The organism is Actinosynnema sp. NPDC050436, from assembly GCF_040655415.1.
GTDB lineage: Bacteria > Actinomycetota > Actinomycetes > Mycobacteriales > Pseudonocardiaceae > Actinosynnema.
Window position 1 is genome coordinate 38,193 of the sequence record NZ_JBFAJV010000016.1, and the last position, 22,833, is coordinate 61,025.

General features: G+C 73.1%; 18 protein-coding genes and 1 tRNA gene. 5 read left to right on the forward strand and 14 right to left on the reverse strand.

Going from position 1 to position 22,833, the window contains the following annotated elements; translation table 11 throughout:
• Positions 1–29: 29 nt before the first annotated feature.
• The 5 genes from AB0I60_RS30495 to AB0I60_RS30515 form a co-directional block, all read right to left on the reverse strand.
• Positions 30–644 (reverse strand): HAD family hydrolase, encoded by a 615-nt coding sequence (locus AB0I60_RS30495; protein ID WP_360735755.1) that lies wholly within the window; start codon positions 642–644, stop codon positions 30–32.
• Between the two features lie 630 nt (positions 645–1,274).
• On the reverse strand, positions 1,275–1,673 hold the full coding sequence (locus tag AB0I60_RS30500) for a PPOX class F420-dependent oxidoreductase (RefSeq protein ID WP_360735757.1): 399 nt from the start codon (positions 1,671–1,673) through the stop codon (positions 1,275–1,277).
• Positions 1,674–1,683: 10 nt separating this feature from the next.
• A complete protein-coding gene (ispF, locus tag AB0I60_RS30505; RefSeq protein ID WP_360735759.1) occupies positions 1,684–2,163 on the reverse strand; it encodes a 2-C-methyl-D-erythritol 2,4-cyclodiphosphate synthase in 480 nt (159 codons plus the stop codon).
• Positions 2,160–2,852, reverse strand: coding sequence for a 2-C-methyl-D-erythritol 4-phosphate cytidylyltransferase (gene ispD / locus AB0I60_RS30510; protein ID WP_360735761.1), 693 nt, complete (start codon positions 2,850–2,852; stop codon positions 2,160–2,162). Before ispD ends, ispF begins: the two co-directional genes overlap by 4 nt.
• Before the next feature lie 36 nt (positions 2,853–2,888).
• Complete coding sequence (locus tag AB0I60_RS30515; protein ID WP_360735763.1) at positions 2,889–3,377, reverse strand: CarD family transcriptional regulator; 489 nt, start codon at positions 3,375–3,377, stop codon at positions 2,889–2,891.
• Between the two features lie 289 nt (positions 3,378–3,666).
• On the opposite strand from AB0I60_RS30515, the gene AB0I60_RS30520 reads away from it, so the two are divergent.
• The gene (locus AB0I60_RS30520; protein ID WP_360735765.1) at positions 3,667–4,458 is read left to right on the forward strand and encodes a hypothetical protein; all 792 of its coding nucleotides are present in this window, start codon (positions 3,667–3,669) and stop codon (positions 4,456–4,458) included.
• 104 nt (positions 4,459–4,562) lie between these two features.
• On the forward strand, positions 4,563–5,930 hold the full coding sequence (radA, locus tag AB0I60_RS30525; protein WP_360735767.1) for a DNA repair protein RadA: 1,368 nt from the start codon (positions 4,563–4,565) through the stop codon (positions 5,928–5,930).
• Positions 5,931–6,098: 168 nt separating this feature from the next.
• Here the strand turns inward: radA and otsB are convergent, their stop codons facing one another.
• The 3 genes from otsB to AB0I60_RS30540 form a co-directional block, all read right to left on the reverse strand.
• The gene (gene otsB / locus AB0I60_RS30530) at positions 6,099–8,630 is read right to left on the reverse strand and encodes a trehalose-phosphatase (RefSeq protein WP_360735769.1); all 2,532 of its coding nucleotides are present in this window, start codon (positions 8,628–8,630) and stop codon (positions 6,099–6,101) included.
• A 66-nt stretch (positions 8,631–8,696) separates the two neighbouring features.
• Positions 8,697–10,133: a trehalose-6-phosphate synthase gene (locus AB0I60_RS30535; protein WP_360735771.1), complete on the reverse strand. Its 1,437-nt coding sequence runs from the start codon at positions 10,131–10,133 to the stop codon at positions 8,697–8,699.
• A 118-nt stretch (positions 10,134–10,251) separates the two neighbouring features.
• Positions 10,252–11,670, reverse strand: a complete 1,419-nt coding sequence (locus AB0I60_RS30540) for a threonine/serine exporter family protein (protein WP_360735773.1) — start codon at positions 11,668–11,670, stop codon at positions 10,252–10,254.
• A 273-nt stretch (positions 11,671–11,943) separates the two neighbouring features.
• Between AB0I60_RS30540 and AB0I60_RS30545 the strand changes: the two genes are divergently transcribed.
• Positions 11,944–12,016 (forward strand) — tRNA-Thr (locus tag AB0I60_RS30545).
• 263 nt (positions 12,017–12,279) lie between these two features.
• On the opposite strand, the gene AB0I60_RS30550 is transcribed toward AB0I60_RS30545, so the two are convergent.
• From AB0I60_RS30550 to AB0I60_RS30570, 5 genes are all read right to left on the reverse strand, one after another.
• Positions 12,280–12,642 carry a hypothetical protein gene (locus tag AB0I60_RS30550; RefSeq protein WP_360735775.1) on the reverse strand — a complete coding sequence of 121 codons (363 nt, stop codon included), beginning with the start codon at positions 12,640–12,642 and terminating at the stop codon, positions 12,280–12,282.
• Between the two features lie 93 nt (positions 12,643–12,735).
• A complete protein-coding gene (locus AB0I60_RS30555) occupies positions 12,736–14,376 on the reverse strand; it encodes a vWA domain-containing protein (protein ID WP_360735777.1) in 1,641 nt (546 codons plus the stop codon).
• A 247-nt stretch (positions 14,377–14,623) separates the two neighbouring features.
• Positions 14,624–16,042 carry a HAMP domain-containing sensor histidine kinase gene (locus AB0I60_RS30560; protein ID WP_360735779.1) on the reverse strand — a complete coding sequence of 473 codons (1,419 nt, stop codon included), beginning with the start codon at positions 16,040–16,042 and terminating at the stop codon, positions 14,624–14,626.
• The gene (locus AB0I60_RS30565) at positions 16,042–16,740 is read right to left on the reverse strand and encodes a response regulator transcription factor (RefSeq protein ID WP_360735781.1); all 699 of its coding nucleotides are present in this window, start codon (positions 16,738–16,740) and stop codon (positions 16,042–16,044) included. Before AB0I60_RS30565 ends, AB0I60_RS30560 begins: the two co-directional genes overlap by 1 nt.
• A 390-nt stretch (positions 16,741–17,130) precedes the next feature.
• Positions 17,131–18,171 carry an ADP-ribosylglycohydrolase family protein gene (locus AB0I60_RS30570; protein WP_360735783.1) on the reverse strand — a complete coding sequence of 347 codons (1,041 nt, stop codon included), beginning with the start codon at positions 18,169–18,171 and terminating at the stop codon, positions 17,131–17,133.
• Between the two features lie 180 nt (positions 18,172–18,351).
• Between AB0I60_RS30570 and AB0I60_RS30575 the strand changes: the two genes are divergently transcribed.
• Positions 18,352–21,165 carry a BTAD domain-containing putative transcriptional regulator gene (locus AB0I60_RS30575; RefSeq protein WP_360735785.1) on the forward strand — a complete coding sequence of 938 codons (2,814 nt, stop codon included), beginning with the start codon at positions 18,352–18,354 and terminating at the stop codon, positions 21,163–21,165.
• 269 nt (positions 21,166–21,434) lie between these two features.
• On the opposite strand, the gene AB0I60_RS30580 is transcribed toward AB0I60_RS30575, so the two are convergent.
• Positions 21,435–22,205 (reverse strand): SGNH/GDSL hydrolase family protein, encoded by a 771-nt coding sequence (locus AB0I60_RS30580; RefSeq protein WP_360735787.1) that lies wholly within the window; start codon positions 22,203–22,205, stop codon positions 21,435–21,437.
• A gap of 175 nt (positions 22,206–22,380) precedes the next feature.
• Between AB0I60_RS30580 and AB0I60_RS30585 the strand changes: the two genes are divergently transcribed.
• Complete coding sequence (locus AB0I60_RS30585) at positions 22,381–22,785, forward strand: hypothetical protein (RefSeq protein ID WP_360735789.1); 405 nt, start codon at positions 22,381–22,383, stop codon at positions 22,783–22,785.
• Positions 22,786–22,833: the final 48 nt, after the last annotated feature.

The following is a 22,833-nucleotide window of genomic DNA, read 5'->3' on the forward strand; positions in this document are numbered from 1 at the left end:
GCCCGCCCGGTTGTGCTTATGCCGGATGCCTATGCCACGTGCTCGCGAAGCACCCGGAGCAGCGCGTCGGACCGTTCGCCGGTCTCCAGCGGCGGCACGATCGCCACCCGGCAGCCCACCGCCGCCGCGCCGCCGTCGGCCTCCTCGCTGTCGCCGACCATCAGCACCTCGCTCGGGTGCACGCCCAGCCGGTCGCAGGCGATCCGGAAGATCTTCGGGTCCGGCTTGACGTGCCCGACCTCGAAGGACAGCACGAACTCGTCCACCAGGCCCTCGACGCCGTGCCGCGCGAAGACGGTCCGGATGTCCCACGCGATGTTGCTCACCACGGCGGTCGGCAGCGCGGTGCCCAGCGCGTCGGCGGTGTCCGGGTAGGGCTGCCAGAACGGCGGCGAGCACAGCCGGGCGTAGAAGTCGTGCGGGTCGACCGCCCCGGCGGCCAGCAGCGCCTTGACGTGCAGGTCCCGGTGCAGGTCGCCGTCGAGGTCGCGGCGCTCCCACTCGTCGGGGTCGACGTCCAACCCCTCGGCGACCCCGACCGGCGCGGTCAGCGCCCGCATCAGGTCCGCGTGCTCGGCCAGGGAGTCGTGCTCCAGGCGGAACAACGTGCCGGAGAAGTCGAAGAGGACGGCGCGGATCGTCACAGCCGAACGCTACGTGGTCTGGACCTTTGGGTGAAGCTCCCCGACCGCAGCAGCGACGCACGCCACACCCGCCCGCCGCCCGCCGACGTCCCGACCACGGGATGAGCGAGAGGTCAGGGCGCTCTGGGCGACCAGCAGGCCATGACGAAGTGGGCTCCACGCAGCTCTCCCGTGCTGTCCAACTCCGCCTTGACGGAGTTGGACAGCACGAAGTCGCTCGATCCGCACCGCCGGCTTCGATCTTCCGGCCGTCGGCGCGGGGAGGTCGGAACAGACGGGCCGGGGCTTCCTCGCACAGGGGGCGATGGCGGAGTCGGTCGCGTGACCGGGGCTCCGGCCCTGTAGGCCCGGCGCACAGCCGGTCTGGGTGCGCTGAATCCCGCCCCGCCCGCCTGTGAAGATCGGTGGGTTCGGTCCGTGCCACCCAGCGCCCGTCCCCGAGCAGCCGGTCGCGGTCTCAGGTGGTCTGCCGAAGCCGTGCAACGGGTTCGGGGCCGCGACCTCCTCCGGCGTGACGATGGTTCCAGGAGGACACCCGCGCGCTCGGCGGCATACAGCCCGCCGGCGTCGCGCAGGTACCGCGCCATCCGTCGAAGCCCCGTACGGCCCGGGTCCGCAGCGAGGTCGCCGCTACTCCGCGGCGTTGCCGGTGACCCTGGTCGGGGTCAGGCGGAGGACCACGCGCTGCACGTCCGGTTCCTCGCCCGGGTACGGGGTGCCCAGGTACTTCTCGGCCAGGGTGTTCACCAGGGTGCGGCCCTCGTCGTCCGCGATGGTCACGGTGCCCCGGATCTCCACGTACGTCTCCGGGTTGTCCTTGTCCCACACCGAGACGCTCGCCCTGGGGTCGCGGGCGAGGTTGCGCTCCTTGAGCCGGCCGCGCACGGTCGAGAACAGGACCTCGTCGCCGTCCCGGGTGATCCACATGACCGAGCTCTGCGGGCTGCCGTCCTTGTTCAGGGTGGAGATCGTGGCGTAGTTCCGCCCGTCGACCAGGTCGCGCGTCGCCGCGCTCAGGGTGATCGCCATGCGCCCCAGGCTAGTGCGCCGGCACGTCCAGCGGGACGACCAGCGCCGTGGCGATCGCCGCGACGCCCTCACCTCGGCCGGTGAGGCCCAGGCCGTCCGTCGTCGTCCCACTGACCGAGACCGGGCCGCCGACGGCCGCCGACAGCACGCGCTGGGCCTCGTCGCGCCGCTTGCCGATCTTCGGCGCGTTGCCGATCACCTGGACCGCCGCGTTGCCCACCCGCAGGCCCTCGGCGGCGAGCAGCCGGCGCACCTCGGTCAGGAACTCGACGCCGTGCCTGCCCTCCCAGCGCGGGTCGCCGGTGCCGAACACGGCACCGAGGTCGCCCAGGCCGCCCGCCGACAGCAGGGCGTCGCACAGGGCGTGCGCGGCGACGTCGCCGTCCGAGTGGCCCGCGCAGCCGTCGACGCCCTCCCACAACAGCCCGGCGATCCAGCAGTCCCGCCCCGGTTCCACCTGGTGCACGTCGGACCCGATGCCGACCCTCATCCCCGTCCTCCCACCAGCAGCGCCTCCGCGACCGCGAGGTCGAACGGCGTGGTGATCTTCATGGCGTCCGGGTGCCCCGGCACGGTGGCGACCGGCACGCCCAGCCGCTCCACCAGGCCCGCGTCGTCGGTCGCGTGCAGGCCGGACGCGTGGGCGCGGGAGAGCACCCGCGCGTCGAAGCCCTGGGGGGTCTGCACGACCCGCAGCGCCGCGCGGTCCGGGGTGGCGACCACCACACCGGCCGCGTCGACCTCCTTGACCGTGTCGACCACCGGCAGCACCGGGATCACCGCCGGGCACCCGGCCTCGACGGCGTCCACCACGGCCTTCACCACCTCGGGCGGGGTGAAGGCGCGGGCGGCGTCGTGGACGAGGACGACCGTGGTGCCGGGCAGTTCGCCCAGCGCGTGCGCCAGCGCGATCCGGACCGAGTCCGACCGCTCCGCGCCGCCGGGCACGACGAGCACCGCCCCGCCGGCGGGTGCCAGCGGGGCGGTGACGGTGCTCACGATGTCCACATCGGACGGAGGTGCGGCGATCACCACGTGCTGCACGCGACCCGAGTCGACCAGGCCGCGCACGGCACGCACCAAGAGGGGAACACCACCGACCGGCACGAGCGCCTTGGGCAACCCGTACCCCAGCCGCTCACCCCGGCCCGCCGCGGGCACGAGCGCGACCACACCCATGTTCGCGGTTGCCTTCTACGTGCGGATCCCGATCGATCAGGACGCGGTGGCCAGGACCTCGTCGAGCAGGACCTCGGCCTTGTCCTCGTCGGTGCCCTCGGCGAGCGCCAACTCACTGACCAGTATCTGTCGCGCCTTCGCCAGCATCCGCTTCTCACCGGCGGACAGCCCGCGATCCTTCTCGCGCCGCCACAGGTCGCGCACCACCTCGGCCACCTTGTTCACGTCACCGGACGCGAGCTTCTCCAGGTTGGCCTTGTACCGCCGGGACCAGTTGGTCGGCTCCTCGGTGTGAGGAGCGCGCAAGACCTCGAAGACCTTGTCGAGACCCTCCTGGCCGACGACGTCGCGCACACCGACGATCTCGGCGTTGTCGGCGGGGACGCGAACCGTCAGGTCACCCTGGGCGACCTTGAGGACGAGGTACTTCTTCTCCTCGCCCCTGATCAACCGGGTCTCGATCGCTTCGATGAGAGCGGCACCGTGGTGCGGGTAGACGACGGTCTCTCCGACCTTGAAAACCATGTGTCCTCTGCCCCTTTCGCTAACCCCATCCTAACACGTCGAGCAATCCCCTCTTCGGCGTCCGGAGATCAGTTCGCGCAGGTCAGGGCCGCGAGGGGGGTTGACAAACCACCCGGTCGCGTGCAACGACCGAGGTCGATCTTGCTCCACTGTGGACGGCTCCGGCGGCTGTGGGGCACCACATGAGGTGGGTGATCGGCGACCCGGTTACGCTCCTGGACAGGTGGTCGGCCCGCTACTGCCGGGTACGGCCCCGCCTGGTCAGCACACCGGAAGGATCCGAGAAGCCGTGGGTCGCGCACCGCAGAAGTCCCCAGCGCCACGCCGCCTGGCCCTCGTGGCCGCCGTCGCGGCGGGCCTCGGCCTGGCCGCCGCGGGTTGTAGCGCAGGTCAGATCACCCAGACCGACCAGCAGGTCGCCGCGGTGAACGGCGCGCACGGCCAGGTCGGCGCCATCGCCGTCCGGGACGCCCAGCTGCTGTTCCCGCTGGCCGAGGGCTACTACCGGGAGGGCGACAGCGCCCCGGTCGTGGTGGTCGTGGCCAACAACGGCCCGGCGGACGACAAGCTGGTCGCGGTGACCGCCGACATCGCCGAGGGCGGCGAGGTCACCGGCGACTCGGTGCTGGAGCCGGACACCGCCATCCAGAGCGGTGCCGACCAGGACGACCAGGACACCCGCCTGACCACGACCCCGCACGGCTCCTCGTCGGGCTCCGCCCACTCGACGACCACGACCACCGCGCCGTCGTCGGGCACCTCCGGCACGTCCGGCACCACGACCACGACCGGGACCACCACCGGCACCACCACCGGCACGTCGGGGACCACGGGCACGACCGGTCCGTCGGTGACCGGGACGTCCACGCCGCCCTCCGGCAGCTCGTCCCGCCCGACCTCGGCGGCCGAGCCGACCGTGCCGGGCAAGGCGAAGATCGTGCTGAAGGGCCTGAAGCAGGACCTGCGCCCCGGCCAGACGCTGCGCGTCACCTTCCTGTTCGAGAAGGCCGGTCAGCTCACCCTCGACGTGCCGATCGGCGCGTCGCCGGAGCCGCGCAAGGACGCGCCCGCCGAGCACTGACCGCGCGCCGGGTCCACCCGGCCGGACCACCCCGGAACCCGCCCCGCGCCCCGTGCGCGCGGCGGGTTCCGGCGTTGTCGGGGGTGGTCGTTAGCCTGCGTGCCGTGGTGAAGAACGGGCGGGCGACGACGACCTACCGGTGTGCCGAGTGCGGGAACGAGGTCGCCAAGTGGGTCGGCCGGTGCCCCGAGTGCCAGGCGTGGGGGACGGTCGAGGAGCGCGGCGTCACCCGGTCGGCGGCGCGCGTGGTGGCCGGTGCCCCGAGTTCACCCGCCCGGCCGATCGGCGAGGTCGACGTGGAGTCGGCGCGCGCCCGCAAGACCGGCGTGTCGGAGCTGGACCGGGTGCTGGGCGGCGGCCTGGTGCCCGGCGCGGTCGTGCTGCTCGCGGGGGAGCCCGGGGTCGGCAAGTCGACGCTGCTGCTGGAGGTCGCCTACCAGTGGGCGGTGAAGGGCGGCGTGCCGTCGCTCTACATCACCGGCGAGGAGTCGGCGGGCCAGGTGCGACTGCGCGCCGAGCGGACCGGCAACATCCACGGGCAGATGTACCTGGCCGCCGAGAGCGACCTCGGGGCCGTGCTGGGGCAGGTGGAGGCGGTCCGGCCGGGCGTGCTGATCGTGGACTCGGTGCAGACCATGTCCTCGCCCGGCGTGGACGGCACGCCCGGCGGGGTCACCCAGGTGCGCGCGGTCACGTCGAGCCTGGTGGCGCTGGCCAAGGAGCGCGGGCTGCCGATCGTGCTGGTCGGGCACGTCACGAAGGACGGCTCGGTGGCCGGGCCCCGGGTGCTGGAGCACCTGGTCGACGTGGTGCTCCAGTTCGAGGGCGACCGGCACTCCAGCCTGCGGCTGGTGCGCGGCATCAAGAACCGCTACGGGCCGGCCGACGAGGTGGGCTGCTTCGAGCTGCGCGACGACGGGATCGTGGGCGTCCCGGACCCGTCCGGCCTGTTCCTCAACCGGCGCGAGCAGGACGTCACCGGCACGGCGGTGACGGTGGTCGTGGAGGGCAAGCGGCCGATGCTGGGCGAGGTGCAGGCGCTGGTCACCGCGACGAACCTGCCGTCGCCGCGCCGGGCGGTCAGCGGGCTGGACTCGGCGCGGGTGGCCATGGCGCTGGCGGTGCTGGAGAAGCGCGGCCGGATGGCGCTGCACAACAAGGACGTGTTCACCGCGACGGTCGGCGGGATGCGGCTCGTGGAGCCCGCCGTGGACCTGGCGGTGGCGCTGGCGGTCGCCTCGGCGGCGACCGACCAGCCGCTGCCGCACGACCTGGTCGTGGTCGGCGAGGTGGGCCTGTCGGGGGAGCTGCGCCGGGTGAACGGCGTGGGCCGCCGGCTCTCCGAGGCGGCCCGGCTGGGCTACACGAAGGCCCTGGTGCCGCCGGACGCCGGCCCGCTGCCGCCGGAGACCCGCGCCCTGGTGGCGCACGACCTGGTGGAAGCCCTGAGCCTGCTCAAGCTGCGCAAGTAGCCCCGACGCCGGACCGGCGGGCGCGCACCACCCGCCGCGTGCGCGGAAGCGCCGGGGCCGGTCCGAGAGCGCGGGAACGCCGGGGGCCGGTGCGAAGACTTGAGGACCGGCGCGAAGACGCCGGGGGCCGGCGCGGAACCCCCGCGCCGGCCCCCTGTCGTCCGTCGCCTACTTCGCCGCGAGCAGTTGCGCGCAGCGGATCAGGCCGAGGTGGCTGTACGCCTGCGGGTGGTTGCCCAGCGAGCGCTCCGCGATCGGGTCGTACTCCTCGGGCAGCAGGCCGGTCGGGCCGGCCGCGTCGACCATCTGCGCGAACAGCTCCTCCGCCTCCGTCCGCCGCCCGGTGAGCAGGTACGCCTCGATCATCCACGCCGCGCACAGGTGGAAGCCGCCCTCGTCGCCGGGCAGGCCGTCGTCGCGCCGGTAGCGGTACACCGTCGAGCCCGAGCGCAGCTCCGCCTCGATCGCCGTCACCGTGGCCTGGAACCGGTCGTCGGCCGGGTCGATCAGCCCGGACAGGCCGACGTGCAGCGACGCCGCGTCGAGGTCGTCGCCGTCGTAGGCCGTGGTGAACGACTGCGACTCCTCGCTCCACCCGTGCTTGAGCACGTCGTTGGAGATCGTGTCGCGCAGCACCGGCCACGACGGGTCGATGTCCCGGCCGTAGACCTCGGCCAGCCGCACCGCCCGGTCGAGGGTCACCCAGCACATCACCTTCGAGTACACGTGGTGGCGCGGCGCGTGCCGCTCCTCCCAGATTCCGTGGTCGGGCTCGTGCCACCGGCGGGCGACCGCCTCGGCCATGGCCTGCACCATCGCCCAGTCCTGGTCGGTGAGCGTGCCCCGGGCCGAGGCGAGCTGCGCGACCAGGTCCACGACCGGGCCGAACACGTCGAGCTGCACCTGCTGGTTGGCGAGGTTGCCCACGCGCACCGGCCGGGAGCCGGCGTAGCCCGGCAGGGTGTCGATGACGGCCTCGGCGCCCAGCATGGTGCCCTGCAACGTGTACAGCGGGTGCAGGCGCTCCGGGCCGGGCAGCGTGGCCAGCACGCCGTGCACCCAGCCGAGGAACGCCTCGGCCTCGCCCAGCGAGCCCACCGACACCAGCGCCTGCGCGGTCAGCGCCGCGTCGCGCAGCCAGCAGTAGCGGTAGTCCCAGTTGCGGATGCCGCCCAGCTCCTCGGGCAGCGAGGTGGTGGCGGCGGCCATGATCGCGCCGGTCTCGTGGTGCACCAGGCCCTTGAGGGTCAGCGCGGACCGCAGGACCAGGTCGGACTCCACCGGCGGCAGCCGCAGCGCCGCCGCCCAGTCCGACCAGAACGCGCCCGCGCGGGCCCGCCGCTCCGCCTCGCCCAGCGTGGCCTCGGACAGGTCGTCCGTGCCGCACCGCAGCTCCAGCAGGATCGGTGCCCCCTCGCGGGGCCTGACCACGGCCGTGGCGGTCTCCTGGAGCCCGTCGGAGGTGATCTCCCAGTCCACGCCCGGCGAGCGCAGCACCATCGGGTCGGACGTGCCGACGACCCGCAGGCCGTCCCGCTCGCGCAGCAGCCGCACCGGCACCTGGCCGAACTCGGGCCGGGGCGCGAAGGTGACCACCGCGTCGGTCGACCCGGACACGCGGCGCACCAGGTCGGTGCGGTGCGACGCCAGGTCGTGGTCCAGGTAGTCCGTGACCAGCAGCCGCGACCAGCGGGTCTCCACGATCATCGTGCCCGGCACGTACCGCTGGCCCAGCGGCAGCGAGCCGTGCTCCGGCTTGATCGAGAAGTGGCCGGCCGCCGGACCGCCGAGCAGGTCGGCGAACACCGCCGCCGAGTCCGGCTCGGGGTGGCACAGCCAGTTCACCCGGGCGTCGGGGGTGAGCAGCGCGACGGAGCGCTCGTTGGCGAGCATGGTCAGCCGCTCGATCGGCACGGCCTGGTCGCCGTGCAGCCACGCCCGCCGCTCCTCCAGCAGGAACGCCAGCACCGTGGCCACGTCGACGGTGTCGTCGATGTGGTACTCGGCCAGCGACTCGCCGTCGCCGACCTTGACGCCGACGTCGGGACCGGTGAGCCGGGCGAACGCCTTCTCGTCGGTCACGTCGTCGCCGACGAAGATCGCGGCGGTGGCGGACACCCGGTGCCGCAGCACGTCCAGGGCGTGGCCCTTGTCGGTCTGCACGACGGCGAGTTCGATCACCGCCTTGCCCTCGGTGACCTGCACGCCGTCCCAGGTCGACGGGCCGCCGCGCACGGCGTCGAGAACCCGCTCCCCCACGGGGGGTTCCGCCCGCCGGACGTGCACCGCGATGCTCGCGGGCTTGACCTCCAGGGCCACGCCCTCGTGGCCTTCGACGACGAGTTCGAGCTCGGCCTCCAGCCGGCGGTGCAGGGCTCGCGCGTCGGCGTCGAGCGCGTGCACGAAGCCGACGTCGAACTCCGATCCGTGCGAGCCGACCAGGTGGACTTCGGACGGCAACCTCGACAGCGTCGCCAGGTCGCGCAGCGCGCGCCCGGAGATGACCGCCGTGGTGGTCTCGTGCAGCCCGGCCAGGGAGCGCAGCGCGCCCACCGACTCGGGCAGCGGGCGGGCGTCCTCAGGGTTGGCCACGATCGGAGCCAGTGTCCCGTCGTAGTCGCAGGCGACCAGCAGGCGCGGTGTGCGCGCGAGTTGGACGATCGCCCGGCGAAGTTCGGCGGGGAGGGCTTCGGCGGTCAACGCCCCTCCTCTAACTCGGTGGGACAGGTCGGGTGCGTGGTCTGAACCGATTCCGAAGGTTTCAGGTCAGACCGCAGTCTGCGTACCCAAGGCGTCAAGGAACGAGCGAGCCCAGCGGTCGACGTCGTGCGTGAGGACTTGGCGGCGCAGCGCGCGCATCCTACGGCGACCTTCGGCCGGATCGAGCGTGAGGGCCGCTTCCAGCGCGTTCTTCACGCCGTCGAGGTCGTGCGGGTTGACCAGGAAGGCGCTCGTCAGCTCCGCCGCGGCACCCGCGAACTCCGACAGCACCAGTGCGCCGCCGAGGTCGTAGCGGCTGGCCACGTACTCCTTGCAGACGAGGTTCATGCCGTCCCGGACCGGCGTCACGACCATGACGTCGGCGGCCGTCATGAACGCGGTCAGCTCCTTGCGGTCGACCGACTGGTGCAGGTAGTGCACGACCGGGTGCCCCACGGTGGAGAACTCGCCGTTGATCCGCCCGACCGCCTGCTCGATCTCGCCGCGCATCTGCTTGTAGTGGTCGACCCGCTCGCGGCTGGGCGTGGCGAGCTGGACCATGGTCACCTCGGTCGGGTCGACCCGGCCGTCCGCGATCAGCTCGTAGAGCGCGCGGAGCCGGACGTCGATGCCCTTGGTGTAGTCCAGGCGGTCGACGCCGAGCAGGATCTTCTTCGGGTTGCCGAGGTCGTTGCGGATCTGCTTCGCGTGCTGCTGGACGTCCTTGCCCCGGGCGAGCGCGTCCAGCCCGGCCGAGTCGATCGAGATCGGGAACGCGCCGACCCGCACCGTGCGGTCGCCGACCTGGACGACACCCGGCCGGGTGCGCACGCCGACCGCGCCCCGGCTGGGCTCCAGGCCGACCAGGCGGCGGGCCAGCCACAGGAAGTTCTGGGCGCCACCCGGCCGGTGGAAGCCGACCAGGTCCGCGCCGAGCAGGCCCCGGATGATCTCGGTGCGCCACGGGAGCTGCATGAACAGCTCGACCGGCGGGAACGGGATGTGCAGGAAGAACCCGATCCGCAGGTCCGGCCGCAGCTCGCGGAGCATCGCCGGGACCAGTTGGAGCTGGTAGTCCTGCACCCAGACGGTCGCGCCCTGCGCGGCCACCTTCGCCGTCACGTCGGCGAACCGCTGGTTCACCCGCACGTAGGTGTTCCACCACCTGCGGTGGAACGCCGGCGGGGCCACCACGTCGTGGTAGAGCGGCCACAGCGTCCCGTTGGAGAACCCCTCGTAGTAGTCGCGCACCTCGGCCGAGCTGAGCGACACCGGGTGCAGTTGGAGGCCGTCCTCCTCGAACGCCTCCACGTCGGCGTCGGCGACACCGGGCCACCCCACCCACGCCCCGCTGTGCGAGCGCAGGAACGGTTCCAAGGCGGTCACCAGGCCGCCGGGGCTGTGCTTCCAGCGCTGGGTGCCGTCCTCCAAGCGCTCCAGGTCGACCGGCAGGCGGTTCGCCACGACCAGGAAATCCGCGCCGTTCTCGCCAACGCTGCTCACCGGGTAACGCCTCCTAGGGGATTCGCCTCGCCCGCCCCCGACACTATCGCCGGACGCCCGTACCGGATGCCCGCGCGTCATCCCCGTCACACGCCGGTGCGACCGGGTTGGACGCAGGTCACGTCCGGTCGGCCGCCCCACCGGTCCGGCGCCCGGACGGGTGCGGTGGGCCGGACAACCGGGGACCGGCCAACCTCCGCTCCAGTCTGCCCAGTCCGCTGCGCACCGGCCGGCCGAGGAACTCGCCCAGCACCACGCCGCTGGCCAGCGCCAACGCCGTGCCCGCCGCCAGGACCAGGGTGGACAGGCCGGCCGCGTCGTTGTCGATGGTGAGCTGGTAAAGACCCCGGTACACCGTCCAGCCCGGCAGCAGCGGCACCATCCCGGCCACCGCGACCACCAGCGGCGGCGTGCGCAGCCGCCGCGACACCACCGCGCCGCCGAACCCGACGGCGGTCGCCGCCGCCGCCGCGCACGCGATGGTGTTCGTGCCGGTCAGCGCCAGCAGCCCGTAGGTGGTCGTGCCGACCGCGCCGGCCGCCGCCGCGATCGGCAGCGCCCGCACCGGCGAGTACGCCGCCAGGGCGAAGAACAGCGAGGTCGCCGCGCCCGCCGCGAACTGCATCGGCACGTCCGAGATCAGCGGCGGCAGCGGGTCCCGGATCGACGTCGGCACGCCGAACTGCACGCCCGCCCGCAACGTCAGCGCGATGCCGGTGATCAGGCCCGCCGTCAGCAGCGCGATCTCCATCGTCCGGCCGGCGGCCGTCACGTTGTACCCGGTTATCGCGTCCTGCACCGCGCCGACCAGCGACAACCCCGACAGCAGCACCACGATCCCGACCGCGACCAGCAACGACGGCCGCACGCTCGGCAGCAGGTCCGTGGCGTAGAGCGCCAGCGCCGTCGCAGCCGCCAGCGCACCGCCCACCACCTGCTGGAAGAAGAACGGCACCCCGCGCCGGTTGAGCACCCGCCCGACCCGGTCGACCACCGCCGTCACCAGCGCCGCCGTCAGCGCGAGCAGCGGCCCGCCGCCGACCAGGAACGCCACCGAGGCCGCCATCCCCGCCCACGCCGCCGTGGCCGCCCAGCGCGGGTACGGGTGCGGCTGCCGGGTGATCCGGTCCAGCTCGGCGTACGCCTCCGGGGCCCGCACCCGGTCGGAGGTGATCCGCCGGATGAGGTCCTCGACGGCGGCCAGCCGGGTGTAGTCCAACCCGCGCGACCGGACCACGCGCAGCGACGTGACGGGTGCCGCCTCGGTACCCCGGTGGCAGGAGACGGTGATCGACGTGTAGATCACGTCCACCTCGGTGCGCGGCAGCCCGTAAGCCTCCGCGACCGCCATCACCGTCGCCGTGGCGTCCGCCGCACCCGCCCCGCTGGCGAGCTGCACCTCGCCCACCCGCAGCGCCAGGTCCAGCACCAGGTGGACGGTCGAGTCGTCCGGAAGGGACGGACCCTCGACGGGTTGCCACAGGCCGGGGGTGGTCCTGGGGTCGCGGTACTGCTTGCGCCGCAGCCGCACGGGCATCCCTCCTCGTGATCGTTCCTGCGCCACGCCCGACGGTGTCACATTCGTCGCTGTGTCATGCGCCACCCCTGCACGGGGTACCCACCGAGGGTGAGTCGATCACCGAGCGTTCAGCACTGTTGATACCGCTGGCCAGCGGTTTCCGCCCCGGCCTGGGCCACCCGGACGGGCAGCGCACCTCCGGACGGACCAATGGCGGCACACCCTGAGCAGACCGTTCGCCGCAGGTGGCACACACTGCGGGCGCTTACGATGTTCCCGGCTCCACGCCACGCCGGTGTAGCTCAATTGGCAGAGCACTCGCCTTGTAAGCGAAAGGTTAGGGGTTCAAGTCCCCTCACCGGCTCTCTGTTGCATGGCTGTGTTTGATTGCGCTCCTCCGGAGCGCGGGCTCGGGCCGCCGCCGAAGTCGGCGGCTCGCGCCGCGTTTCGCGTCGATCGAAGGGCGTGATCGACGCGAAAGGCGACGCGAACCACCGACGCGGCCCTCGCGGTGGGGGCTGCGTCTCCAAGCGGGGCTGCGCCCCGGCCTGGGGTCGGGTGGGTGTGAGCGTGGCGTGGGTGTGAGCGCGTGGGGCAGGCATGGGGTGCGGTCAGGGGGGTGGGGGGTCATCCGCTGGTGGGGAAGGCTGCTTGCACCTCACTTGCCAGGGCGTCCAGCAGGCGGTCGGCCAGGTGTTCGTCGGGGCACTCCAGCTCGGCCACGCTCTTGCCGACGCCCAGGGGGCTGACGCGGAGGGTGATGCCGAAGCCGTGGTCGGCCAGCGGTACCCACGAGAGGCGGAGCAGGTCCAGGTCGGCCACCACCCTGACCTGGGTGAGCCGGCCGTCGTATCTCAGGATCAGCACCTCGTCGTTGACGCCGACGAGGTCGAGCGGCTCGGGCAGCCAGTCGGCCAACCGCCCGGGTTCTGCGGCGGTGGCGAACACGAGGTCTGGCAGAGCCGGGATGTTCCGTCGCACCGTGATCACCCGATAGGGCTACCCGGGCGGTTGTTCGCCTATGCCCTCGAAACCCTGGGGAGGGGTGCGGGCCGCCCCGGGGGTGGGCGGCCCGCCGGGAGGTCAGCCCCGGTCCACGGTGATGCCGTAGCCGACGCCGCCGATGTCCTGGCCCTCGTTGAGCTGGACCACGTGCTGGACGAACTGGCCCTGCTGCTCGCCCGCCACGAACGTCAGCTCCGTGCTGTGCCGCTCACCCGGCTTGACCGGGATGCCGAGGAACGCGGCCCGCTTCGGGTCGGCGATCTCGAACTGGGTCTCGCCCACCTGCTTGACCCCCTCGGCCTTGGCCCCCGTCGAGCGCCACAGCTCGACCAGGCGCGGGCCGAGGTCGATCAGCACGCGCCCGCTGCCGACCAGCGGTCGTTCCGGGCTGGTGATCACCAGGTCCGTCCGGATCGGGCGCTCGGTGGCGTTGCCGACGTTGAACCACGACTTGCCCGGCACCTTCGTGGTGGCGCGGACGGTCTGGTAGTTGCGCCACGCGATGTTGTTGTTCCGCTGCGTGTTGAGCGCGGTGTTCGAGCCCTCCGCGAAGGTCATCGGGTCGCTCGCCGACACCCAGCGGGCCAGCAGGCAGAAGTGGCCGGGGCCGGGGACCGGGTTCCACAGCACCTTCGCCACGGTGACGCCGCCGACCGGCACCGACAGGGTCTGCTCGCCGACGTAGATCCAGTCCCCGTTCGTCACCGGGTCCCAGTTGGTCGAGCCGCCGGGCGCGGTGCGGTAGACCTTGAGCGTGCCGAAGCCGTTCGCGGTGGCGTTCGGGCCCGGGTTGTTCAGCCGCACGTGGACGTAGTTCGCCTGGCCCACCACGGGCTGGATGCCGGGGCCGCAGTCCGCGAGGCCGGGGCAGACCTTGATGTCCGGGCTGTTCCAGAACGGGGTGTTCATGTTGGGCTCGGTGCCCGTGTCGACGGGCTGGTCCTTGATGAACACGTCGCTGCGCTTGCAGTCGCGCAGGAAGTCGATGATCGCGGTGCTCACGCCGCTGCCGTCGGGCTGCGCCTGCGTGTAGAGGCCGCCCGTGGTGTTGGCGTAGTTCTGCATGATCGGGACGATCGGGGTCGTGTAGTAGTTGTTCGTCGGGACGTAGACCGACGAGATCTTGATGCCCTTGCTCAACGCCTGGGTGGCGCGCAGCGCGGCGTTGTTCTGGTCGACGTCGGCCGAAGAGGTGTCGTAGGCGTCGTCGAAGCCGCCGGGCCGGGCGTCGGTGATCAGGATCGCCAGCCGGGTGGCGTTGGAGCGCCAGCCGACGCTGAAGTCGACGTTCTGCGGCCGGCCCGCCGCCGGCAGGTTGTTCACCACCGTGTTGAGCGCCTCGTCGGACGCCTCGGGCTCCTGGTTGCCGCCACTGGCGGCGAGCGCGTTGACGCCCGCGATGACCGGGGTCCGGTTGTTGGGCGCGAAGTTGTTGACGACGGTGATGTTGTCCTTGAACGTGGCCAGCCCGAGCCGGTAGTCGAGCCCGGTCAGGTTCTCGACCTCCTGCGCGATCTGGTTGATGCCCGTCTTCAGGTTGGCGATGGCACCGCCCATGCTGCCGGTGTCGTCCACCACGAAGACGACGTCCATCGGGCCGCACTTGCGCGGCGCGGGGGGCAGGGGTGCGGCACCGGCGGGGCTCACGACCTGGGCGGTGGACACCGCCAGCGCCAGGGCGGCGAAGGCCGCCAGCGCCGGTCTGCGGATGCGTTGCATCAGGGATCTCTTCTCGCTCGGGCGTTCGGACGCAGGGGTCCGGGCGCGGGTCCCAAAGCGCGCCGGACGTCGTCGTCCGGCCCGCATCAGGAGGAGCGGGGCTGATTCCCCGGCGTACTGCTCGATTCGTCGTCACTTTGCTGCCCGGCGAATGGTCCTGTCCCGCGCCAGGCGGGTGACCTGCGAAGATGGCTGCGGGAAACCGTATGGCGGATACGCTCGGTGATTTCTGCTGGGCCGTTGGGGGCTATTTCCGGGGAATGCGGATGGTGAACGTGGTGGAGCCCGGTCGGCTCTCCAGCCCGATGGTGCCGCCGTGCGCCGCGATCAGCGAGTGCGCCACGGCCAGGCCGAGCCCGCTGCCGCCCCGGTCGCGGGTGCGGGAGTTGTCGACCCGGTAGAACCGGTCGAAGATCCGCGCCTGGTCGGCGGCCGGGATGCCGGGTCCGGTGTCGCCCACCCGCAGCACGGCGTGCCGGCCCTCCGCCGCCACCGCGAGCGTCACGGCGGTCCCGGGCGGGGTGTGCAGGGCGGCGTTGGCGAGCAGGTTGTCCAGCACCTGCCGCACGCGCATCGGGTCGAACCGGAGACGCACCGGGTCCGCGCCGGCGGCCACCGCGAGTGGGTGGTCCGGGCGGGCAGCCTGGAAGGCGTCCGCCGCCTCCCGCACCAGCTCGGCCAGGTCGCCGTCCACGGGCCGCAGCGGGGCCTCGGACTCCGCCGAGTCGAGCCGGGCCAGCAGCAGCAGGTCGTCGAGCAGCACGCTCATCCGCGCCGCTTCCGAGCGCAGCCGCTCCAGGTGCGCTTCGCGCTCCTCCGGGGCGTTGGCGGCGGCGTAGCGGAACAGGTCGGCGTAGCCCCGGATCGACGTCAGCGGCGTGCGCAGCTCGTGCGAGGCGTCCGCGATGAACCGGCGCAGCCGCTGCTCGGCGGCCGTGCGCGCGGCCAGCGACGAGTCGATGTGCTCCAGCATGGTGTTGAACGCGGAGCGCAGCTCCTCGACCTCGACCCCGCCGTTGCCGCCCTCGGCGCGCACCGCGAGCCGCGCCGAGTCGGTCAGGTCGTGCGACGAGATGTCGTGCGCGGTCTGCGCCATGTCGCTCAGCGGTTGCAGCCCGCGCCGCAGCACCGCCCGGCCGATCACCACGAACGCGATCAGCGCGAGCAGGAAGGTGGCCACCACCACCATCACGAGCTGCTGCACGGTGTTGGTCAGGTCGTTCATCGGCGCCGCGCTGACCAGCACCATGCCGCCGCCCATCGGGCAGCCGCGCAGCCGGTAGGTGCCCTCGCCGCGCAGCTCGGCGGTGCGGAACACCGGCTTGTCGCCGGTCACGTCCCGGGCGACCTGGACCATCTCGGTGCTGTCCAGGGGCAGGCCGGCAGGGGGCTTGAGCGTGACCTCGCCGTCGCGCACCTGGTAGACGGCGGCGAACCAGCCGTAGATCGAGGTGTTGAGCTTGCCGTACTTCTCGACGTCCTTCTCCAGGTCGACCTGGGTCGCCTTCATCTGCTCGTCGAGCTTGTCGGCGAGGTAGCCCTCCATGTTCTTGACCATCACCATGCCGACGACGGCGAACACGCCCAGCGCCAGCGCGCCGAGGCCGAGCGCGAGCCGGGTGCCCAGCCGCAACCGGGGGCGGCCGGACCAGGAGGGCCGGCCCACTAGTCCGGGGCCTTGCGCAGCACGTAGCCGACGCCGCGCACGGTGTGGATCAGCGGCTGGTGGCCGTCGTCCAGCTTGCGCCGCAGGTGCGAGATGACCAGCTCCACGACGTTGGACCGGCCGCCGAAGTCGTACTCCCACACGTGGTCGAGGATCTGCGCCTTGGTCAGCACGGCCGGCGAGCGGCGCATCAGGTAGCGCAGCAGCTCGTACTCGGTGGGCGTGAGGGTGACCAGCCGGCCCGCGCGGCGCACCTCGCGGGTGTCCTCGTCCATCGCCAGGTCCGACACCTTCAGCACGGACCGCTTCCACTGCGGCCCGGTCGACCGCCGCAGCACCGCCCGCAGCCGGGCCATCAGCTCCTCCACCGAGAACGGCTTGACCAGGTAGTCGTCGCCGCCCCGGGTCAGCCCGGCCACCCGGTCGGCGGTGCCGTCGCGGGCGGTCAGGAACACCACCGGCACCATCGCGCCGGAGGAGCGCAGCCGGTCCAGCACGGTGAACCCGTCCAGGTCGGGCAGCATCAGGTCCAGCACCACGATGTCCGGGTGGAACTCGGCCGCCGTGCTCAGCGCGGCCTCGCCGCTCGCCGCCGTGGCCGCCTCCCAGCCCTCGTACCGGGCGACCGTGGCGACCAGGTCCGCGATGTGGGGCTCGTCGTCGACGACGAGCAGTCGAACCGCGTTGGCCTTGTCCACGTGCCCATGGTGCGGCACGGCCGTTGCGGGCAGCCAACCCGGTCCCGGACCGACCGCTGATCTACAGGAAGTCGACAGGAACCGGACAGGACCCGCGCAGGCGGGGCGGACGCGAGGACGCCGCGCGGCGGGTGCACCGCACGTCGGGATGGCCGTGGTGGCGTGGTCCGCACGGCCGGTCGGCGCGCGGGAGTGGGCCTGGCGTGATTGGTCGCACGCGTTCTGCTACCGTTCTGTGCACGGGTTTTCCCGCTCTACGCAGGTCAGCCGGGTTTCGCGCTCGGGGCGTGTCCCGGAGTCGACCGCGTGGAGAGCCGGCTTCGGTCGCACGCATTCGGGAACGTGCGGCCGAGGCCGTCTGCAAAGCGCCCCGCTCGTGGGCCGGTCTCCCTAGGCGTAGCGGGAGTAGTCGAACTCCGCGCCCACCACCGAGTACCCCAGGTCGGAGCCGAGCCGGGTCAGCAGGTCGACCAGTTCCAGGCCGGCCAGCCAGTCCCTCGGCAAGGCCGCCGTGCCGTGCAGCGCGCCCAGGATGTTGCCGGTCAGCGCGGCGGTCGCGTCGCTGCCGCCGGAGTGGTTGGCCGCCGCCCGCAGGGCGTCCACGAACTCCGACCGCCTCGGGTGGACCAGCACCGTGTGCACCGCGATGGCCAGCGCCTCCGGGCCCGTCCACCCGCTGCCCAGCCGGTCGACCCGCACCGACTCGAAGCCGAGCGCCCGGTGCTCCTCGGCGAACAGGACCGCGCGGTTGAGCGTGTTCGCGGTGTACGGGTCGTCCCGCAGGACCCGGCCGATCACCTGGTCCACGGCCTCCCGCACCGGCCGCCCCTTCACCGCGAGCAGGTGGATCAGCAGCGCGAACGCCCCGCCGGCCACCCACCCGCCGGTCCCGCCGTGGGTCAGCGCGGCGAACCGGCAGCCCAGGTCGTAGGCGATGTCGGCGCTCGGGGCGAAACCCGCCGGTGCGGTCCTCGTCACACCGTTGCACCCGGAGGACTCGTTGTGGGGCTCCTCCGGGGTGGGCGGGGTGTCGGCGGCGAGGGCCCGCAGGCAGGTCAGGCCGGGCGACCGGCTGGAGTACAGCCGCTCGTCGCCGGCGAGGCCGCCGGCTCCCGGCTCCGGGGCCGCGACCTGCTGCGTCGTCAGCCAGCGCCGGTAGCTGTCCCACACCGTGCCGACCGGGTCCCACTCGCCGGTCTCCCGGCCGCGCACCCACGCCCGGAGGTACCCGTCGGCGGTGAACAGGGTGAGCTGGGTGTCGTCGGTCACCAAAGCGGGACGCGGCGGTTCCAGAACACCCTCCGGGCCGTGGTCTCGTTGGATGTCCGTCCACCCCAGGTACTGGACGGGTGCGCCCAGGGCATCGCCCAGTGCGCCGCCCAGCAGGCAGGCGGCGCCACGGTCGACCACGCTCATCGGCTCGCGCGGCACTTGCCCTCCTGCACTGCGACGTCGGGGCCAAAACCCTAGCCGTCGCAGGGTCGTCCGGTCATGGGAGCACGACTGGTTGAGCAAACAACATCTACCCACAGGTATCCATGGGCTCGGTTGGCGCACCTGATCCAGTGACCGAGCCAACTGACCGGTGCACCACCGAGGCGGGGGAGGGGCATGGCCGAGCGGAGCAAGAGCGGGTTGGAGTTCGGTGTGCTCGGGCCGTTGCAGGTGCTCGCCGACGGTCGCCAGCTCGTGATCGGCCGGCGGGGGATGCGCGGCCTGCTGGCGATGCTGGTCCTGCAGGCCAACCGGGTCGTCCCGATCGACGAGATCGTGGACAGCCTGTGGACCGACGACCCGCCCGCCACCGCCCGCACCATCGTGCACGGCTACGTCTCGCGCCTGCGGCGGATGCTCGACCAGGCCGACCCGGCGGGCTCCGCGCGCATCCTCACCACGCCGCCCGGCTACCAGCTCGCGGTCGACCCGTGGCGGCTGGACTTCCACCGGGCCCGGCAGCTCGTGGCCGGCGCGCGGGGCAAACCGGCCCCGATCCGGGCCCAGCTCCTGCGCGAGTCGCTCGGGCTGTGGCGCGGCCCGGTGCTCGCCGACGTGCCCGGCGACCCGGTCACCACCGACCTGGAGGAGCTTCGGCTTGCCGCACTGGAGGAGCGGGTGGAGGCCGAGCTGGAACTCGGCCGGCACCTGGAGCTCGTCGGCGAGCTGCGCCAGCTCGTCAGCGAGTACCCGTTCCGGGAGCGCCTGGTCGGCCACACCATGCGGGCGCTGTACCGGTCGGGGCAGCGGGCCGACGCGCTGGAGGCGTACCAGCGGTTCCACCGACGGGTCGTGGACGAGCTGGGCATCGACCCGGGCCCGGAGCTGCGGGTGCTGCACGAGCAGGTGCTGCGCGACGACCCGGCGCTGAGCTCGCCCGGCCCGGCCGAGCCGGTCGCGCCCGTGCCGCCCCGGCCCGGCGTGGTGGTGCCGGCGCAGCTCCCGGCGGCGGCGTCCGGGTTCATCGGCCGCGACGAGGAGCTGGCCTGGCTGGACCGGCTGTGCGACCAGCGCGACCCGGCCGCGACGACGGTGGCCGTGGTGACGGGGGCGCCGGGCATCGGCAAGAGCGAGCTGGCGGTGACGTGGGGGCACCGCCGCGCCGAGCAGTTCCCGGACGGGCTGCTGTTCGCCTCGCTCAACGGCTTCGCGCCGGACCGGGACCCGGTGCAGCCGGCCGAGGTGCTGGCCCGGTTCCTGCTGGCGCTGGGCGTGCCGTCCGACGGCGTGCCGCACGACCTGGACGACAGGGTCGGCCTCTACCGGTCGGTGCTGGCCCGGCGGCGGGTGCTGGTGGTGCTGGACGACGCGTGGGACCCGGAGCAGGTGCGGCTGCTGCTGCCGCCCGGCGCGGGGTCGGTGGTGCTGGTGACCTCCCGGCGGCGGCTGGAGCCGCTGGTGGTCAGCAACGGCGCGCGGATGCTGACGCTGGACGCGCTGCGCGAGGACGAGTCGGTGCGGCTGGTGGACGAGGTGGTCGGCAAGCCGCTGTCCGAACAGGAGCCGGTGGCCACCCGGATGCTGGCCGAGCTGTGCGGGAACCTGCCGCTGGCGCTGCGGATCGCGGCGGCCAAGCTGGTGTTCAGTCCGGAGTGGACGGTGGAGGCGCTGGTCGCCCAGCTCTCCGACGACGACGCCCGGCTGCGCACCCTGGACCTCGCGGACACCGGCGTCGGCGTGGCGCGGGCGCTGGCGGTGTCCTACCGCAACCTCCCGCCCGAACTGGCGGAGACGTTTCGGGCTGCGGGCCTGGTTCCGGGGCGGTGGGTGAGCCCGCACGCCATCGCCGCGCTGTGCCGGACGGACCTGGGCACGGCGGCGGGCAGGCTGGCCGACCTGGCGGACGCCCACCTGCTGGTGGAGCAGTGGCGTGGCGGGTTCGTGCTGCACGACCTGGTGCGCCTCTACGCCCGCGAGGTGGTCGGCGACGAGCACCCGGACCTGCGCACCGCCGCGCTGCGCAGGCTGGTGGACCACTACCTGGCGGCGTGCGACCACGCCCGGCGGCTGATCCGCCCGGTGGACGACGGCCTGGAGTTCGCTTCCGGCGAGCCGTCCGCGCCCCGCCCGGCCACCTCGGGGCAAGCGCTTTCCTGGTTCGACAAGGAGTGGCCCAACCTGATCGCCCTGGTGCACGGCGCGGCCGAGGCGGGGCTGCACCGGCAGGTGTGGCAGCTCGTCCGGCTGGTGTACCCGTACTGCGTGGCCCGGCTGGTCAGCCGGGAGTGGCGGGCCGTCGCCGAGTTCGGCCTCGCCTCCGCGCGGGTCGGCGACGACCGGCGCGGCGAGATGCTGGTGCTGCACGCCGGGCACGCGATGAACCTGTGGACCGGCTCGGTCCGGGGCACGCTGCCCGACGCCGAGCGCGCGCACCGGTTGGCCGAGGAGCTGGGCGAACCGCGCTACCTGGTCATGACGCTGGACCAGCTCGCCTGCGCCCTGTCGGCGGAGGGGCGCAACGAGGAGGCGCTGGCGCACTACCGCAGCGCGGTGGAGATCGCCCGGCGCGAGGGCGACGCGCTGGGCGAGGCGACCGCGCTGCACAACCAGGCCCAGGTCGAGCAGCGCCTCGGGCGGCTGGAAACGGCCGTGCAGCACCAGTTCCAGGCGATGGAGCTGCACCACCGCAACGGCAACGAGCGCGCGTACGTGCTGGCGCTGGTGAACCTGGCCGAGCTGTACGCCGAGCTGGGCCTGCCGGCCGAGGCCGAGGAGAACGCGCGGCGGGGCGTGGAGCTGGCCCGGGGCGGGTCCATGGCGGTGGAGGAGGCGTTCGGCAGGCAGGTGCTCGGCGCGGTGCTGGCGAAACGGGGGGAAGTCGTTGCGGCGCAAGCGGAGCTCGCGGAATCGCTGCGGTTGTTCGAACGCCTGGGATCGTCCCGGGCGATGTTCGTCCGAACGGCCCTTGAAGCGTTGACCACTGGGGTTTAGCGGTCGTTTAGCACGTGACCGGGCGTTCGTGGGAACTTGGTGACGCGCGCTGATCAACGCCGGAAGGCGGGTCGGCGCGGCGGGTGGCTCTTGGAGGGGGATACCAGGGGGGAAGCCACCCGGACGTCAGCCGGCCGGCATTCGGGGGAGAGTGCCGGCCGGCTGACCCGTCCTCGGGCCCGTCGCGGCGGGCCCAGCCCACCGAGGACGCCCCGGCCGGGGTGGTCGGCGGGATCGGTCCGCCGGGCCGGCCGGGGACGGTCCCCGGGTCAGGAGTCCACGCAGACCGGCAGCAGCTCCGGGCGCTTGGGCACGACCCCGTCGCCCATCGACTCGCCGCGCAGCTGCCGGGTGATCCACGGCACGACGTGCTCGCGCGCCCACTTGAGGTCGTGCCGGCGCTGGGTCATCCAGTCCTCGTCGGCCGGCGGCGGCCACGGCGTGCTCCAGTCCTCCTCCGGCGTGAAGCCCAGCACCTCCGCCGCGCGCAGCGCCACCCGGCGGTGGCCCTCCGTCGACAGGTGCAGGCGGTCCTCGCTCCACGCGCGGCGGTCGTGCAGGACGGTCATCGACCACAGGTCGACCACCCGGCAGTGGTAGCGCTCGGCGACCGACCACAGGTGGCTGTTGTAGATGGCGATCTTGCCGCGCAGCGACCGCAGGAACGGCGTGTGCTTGGGGTCGAAGCCGGTGAAGATCACCACCTCGGTGCCCGCCGCGCGCAGGTCCGCCACCGCGATCTCGTAGACCTCGGCGAGCGCGTCCGGGTCCGAGCCCGGCACCAGCAGGTCGTTGCCGCCGCCGCAGAAGGTGGCGAGCCTCGGTCGCAGCTCGACCGCCAGCGGGATCTGCTCGTCCACGATCTCCTGGAGCATCTTGCCCCGGATGGCGAAGTTCGCGTACCGGAAACCCCGCTGCCGGCTGGAGATCATCGCCGCCAGGCGGTCCGCCCACCCCAGGTAGGTGCCGTTCGGGCCGGGGTCGTCCATGCCCTCGGTGAAGCTGTCCCCCAGCGCGACGTAGCTGTCCAACCCGTCCACCACGTGCCTCCTCGTCCGCGGCGCACCCCCCGTGACCGCGCTGAACAGGATGCCTCCGAAAGGCGGGCCGACGCCACCACCTACCCCGGGCACCGTTACCGGAGTGTCACTCGATGGTGGGACTGATGTCGGCATTGGGCGGTTCGTCACCCGGGCGGCCGTAGCCTTGCCAGCCGTGTCGCGTCTGCCCGTCCCGCTGCTCTCGTTCGGTGCCCTGGCCGCGCTCGCCGGGCTCGTCACCGGCTTCGCGCTGGTCCGGGGAGGACCGGAACCGCCGCCCGAGCAGCGGATCGACGGCCCGCCCGAGGTCGTCCAGGGCCCCGGCGGCGACGGCCCGCCGATGGAGTACGAGGGCGGCGGCACCCCGCCGCCGACGTCCGCGCGCCGCCCGGCCGGCCTGCCGCCGGCTACCGACGCGACACGGACGACTGCAACGCAGATCACGCCGACACCGACGCCCGCCGCGCCGCCCTCCGCCGCCGAGGCGGAACCGGCGGTCGTCACCCCGACCACCACGACCGCGACGACCGGTGTGACGCCCACTGCGGAGGAAACCCCCGCGACGACGTCGGGCGCTTGACGTCGTCGCGGGGGCGTCCGGCCCGCTGCCCGGCGGAGCCGCCGCCGA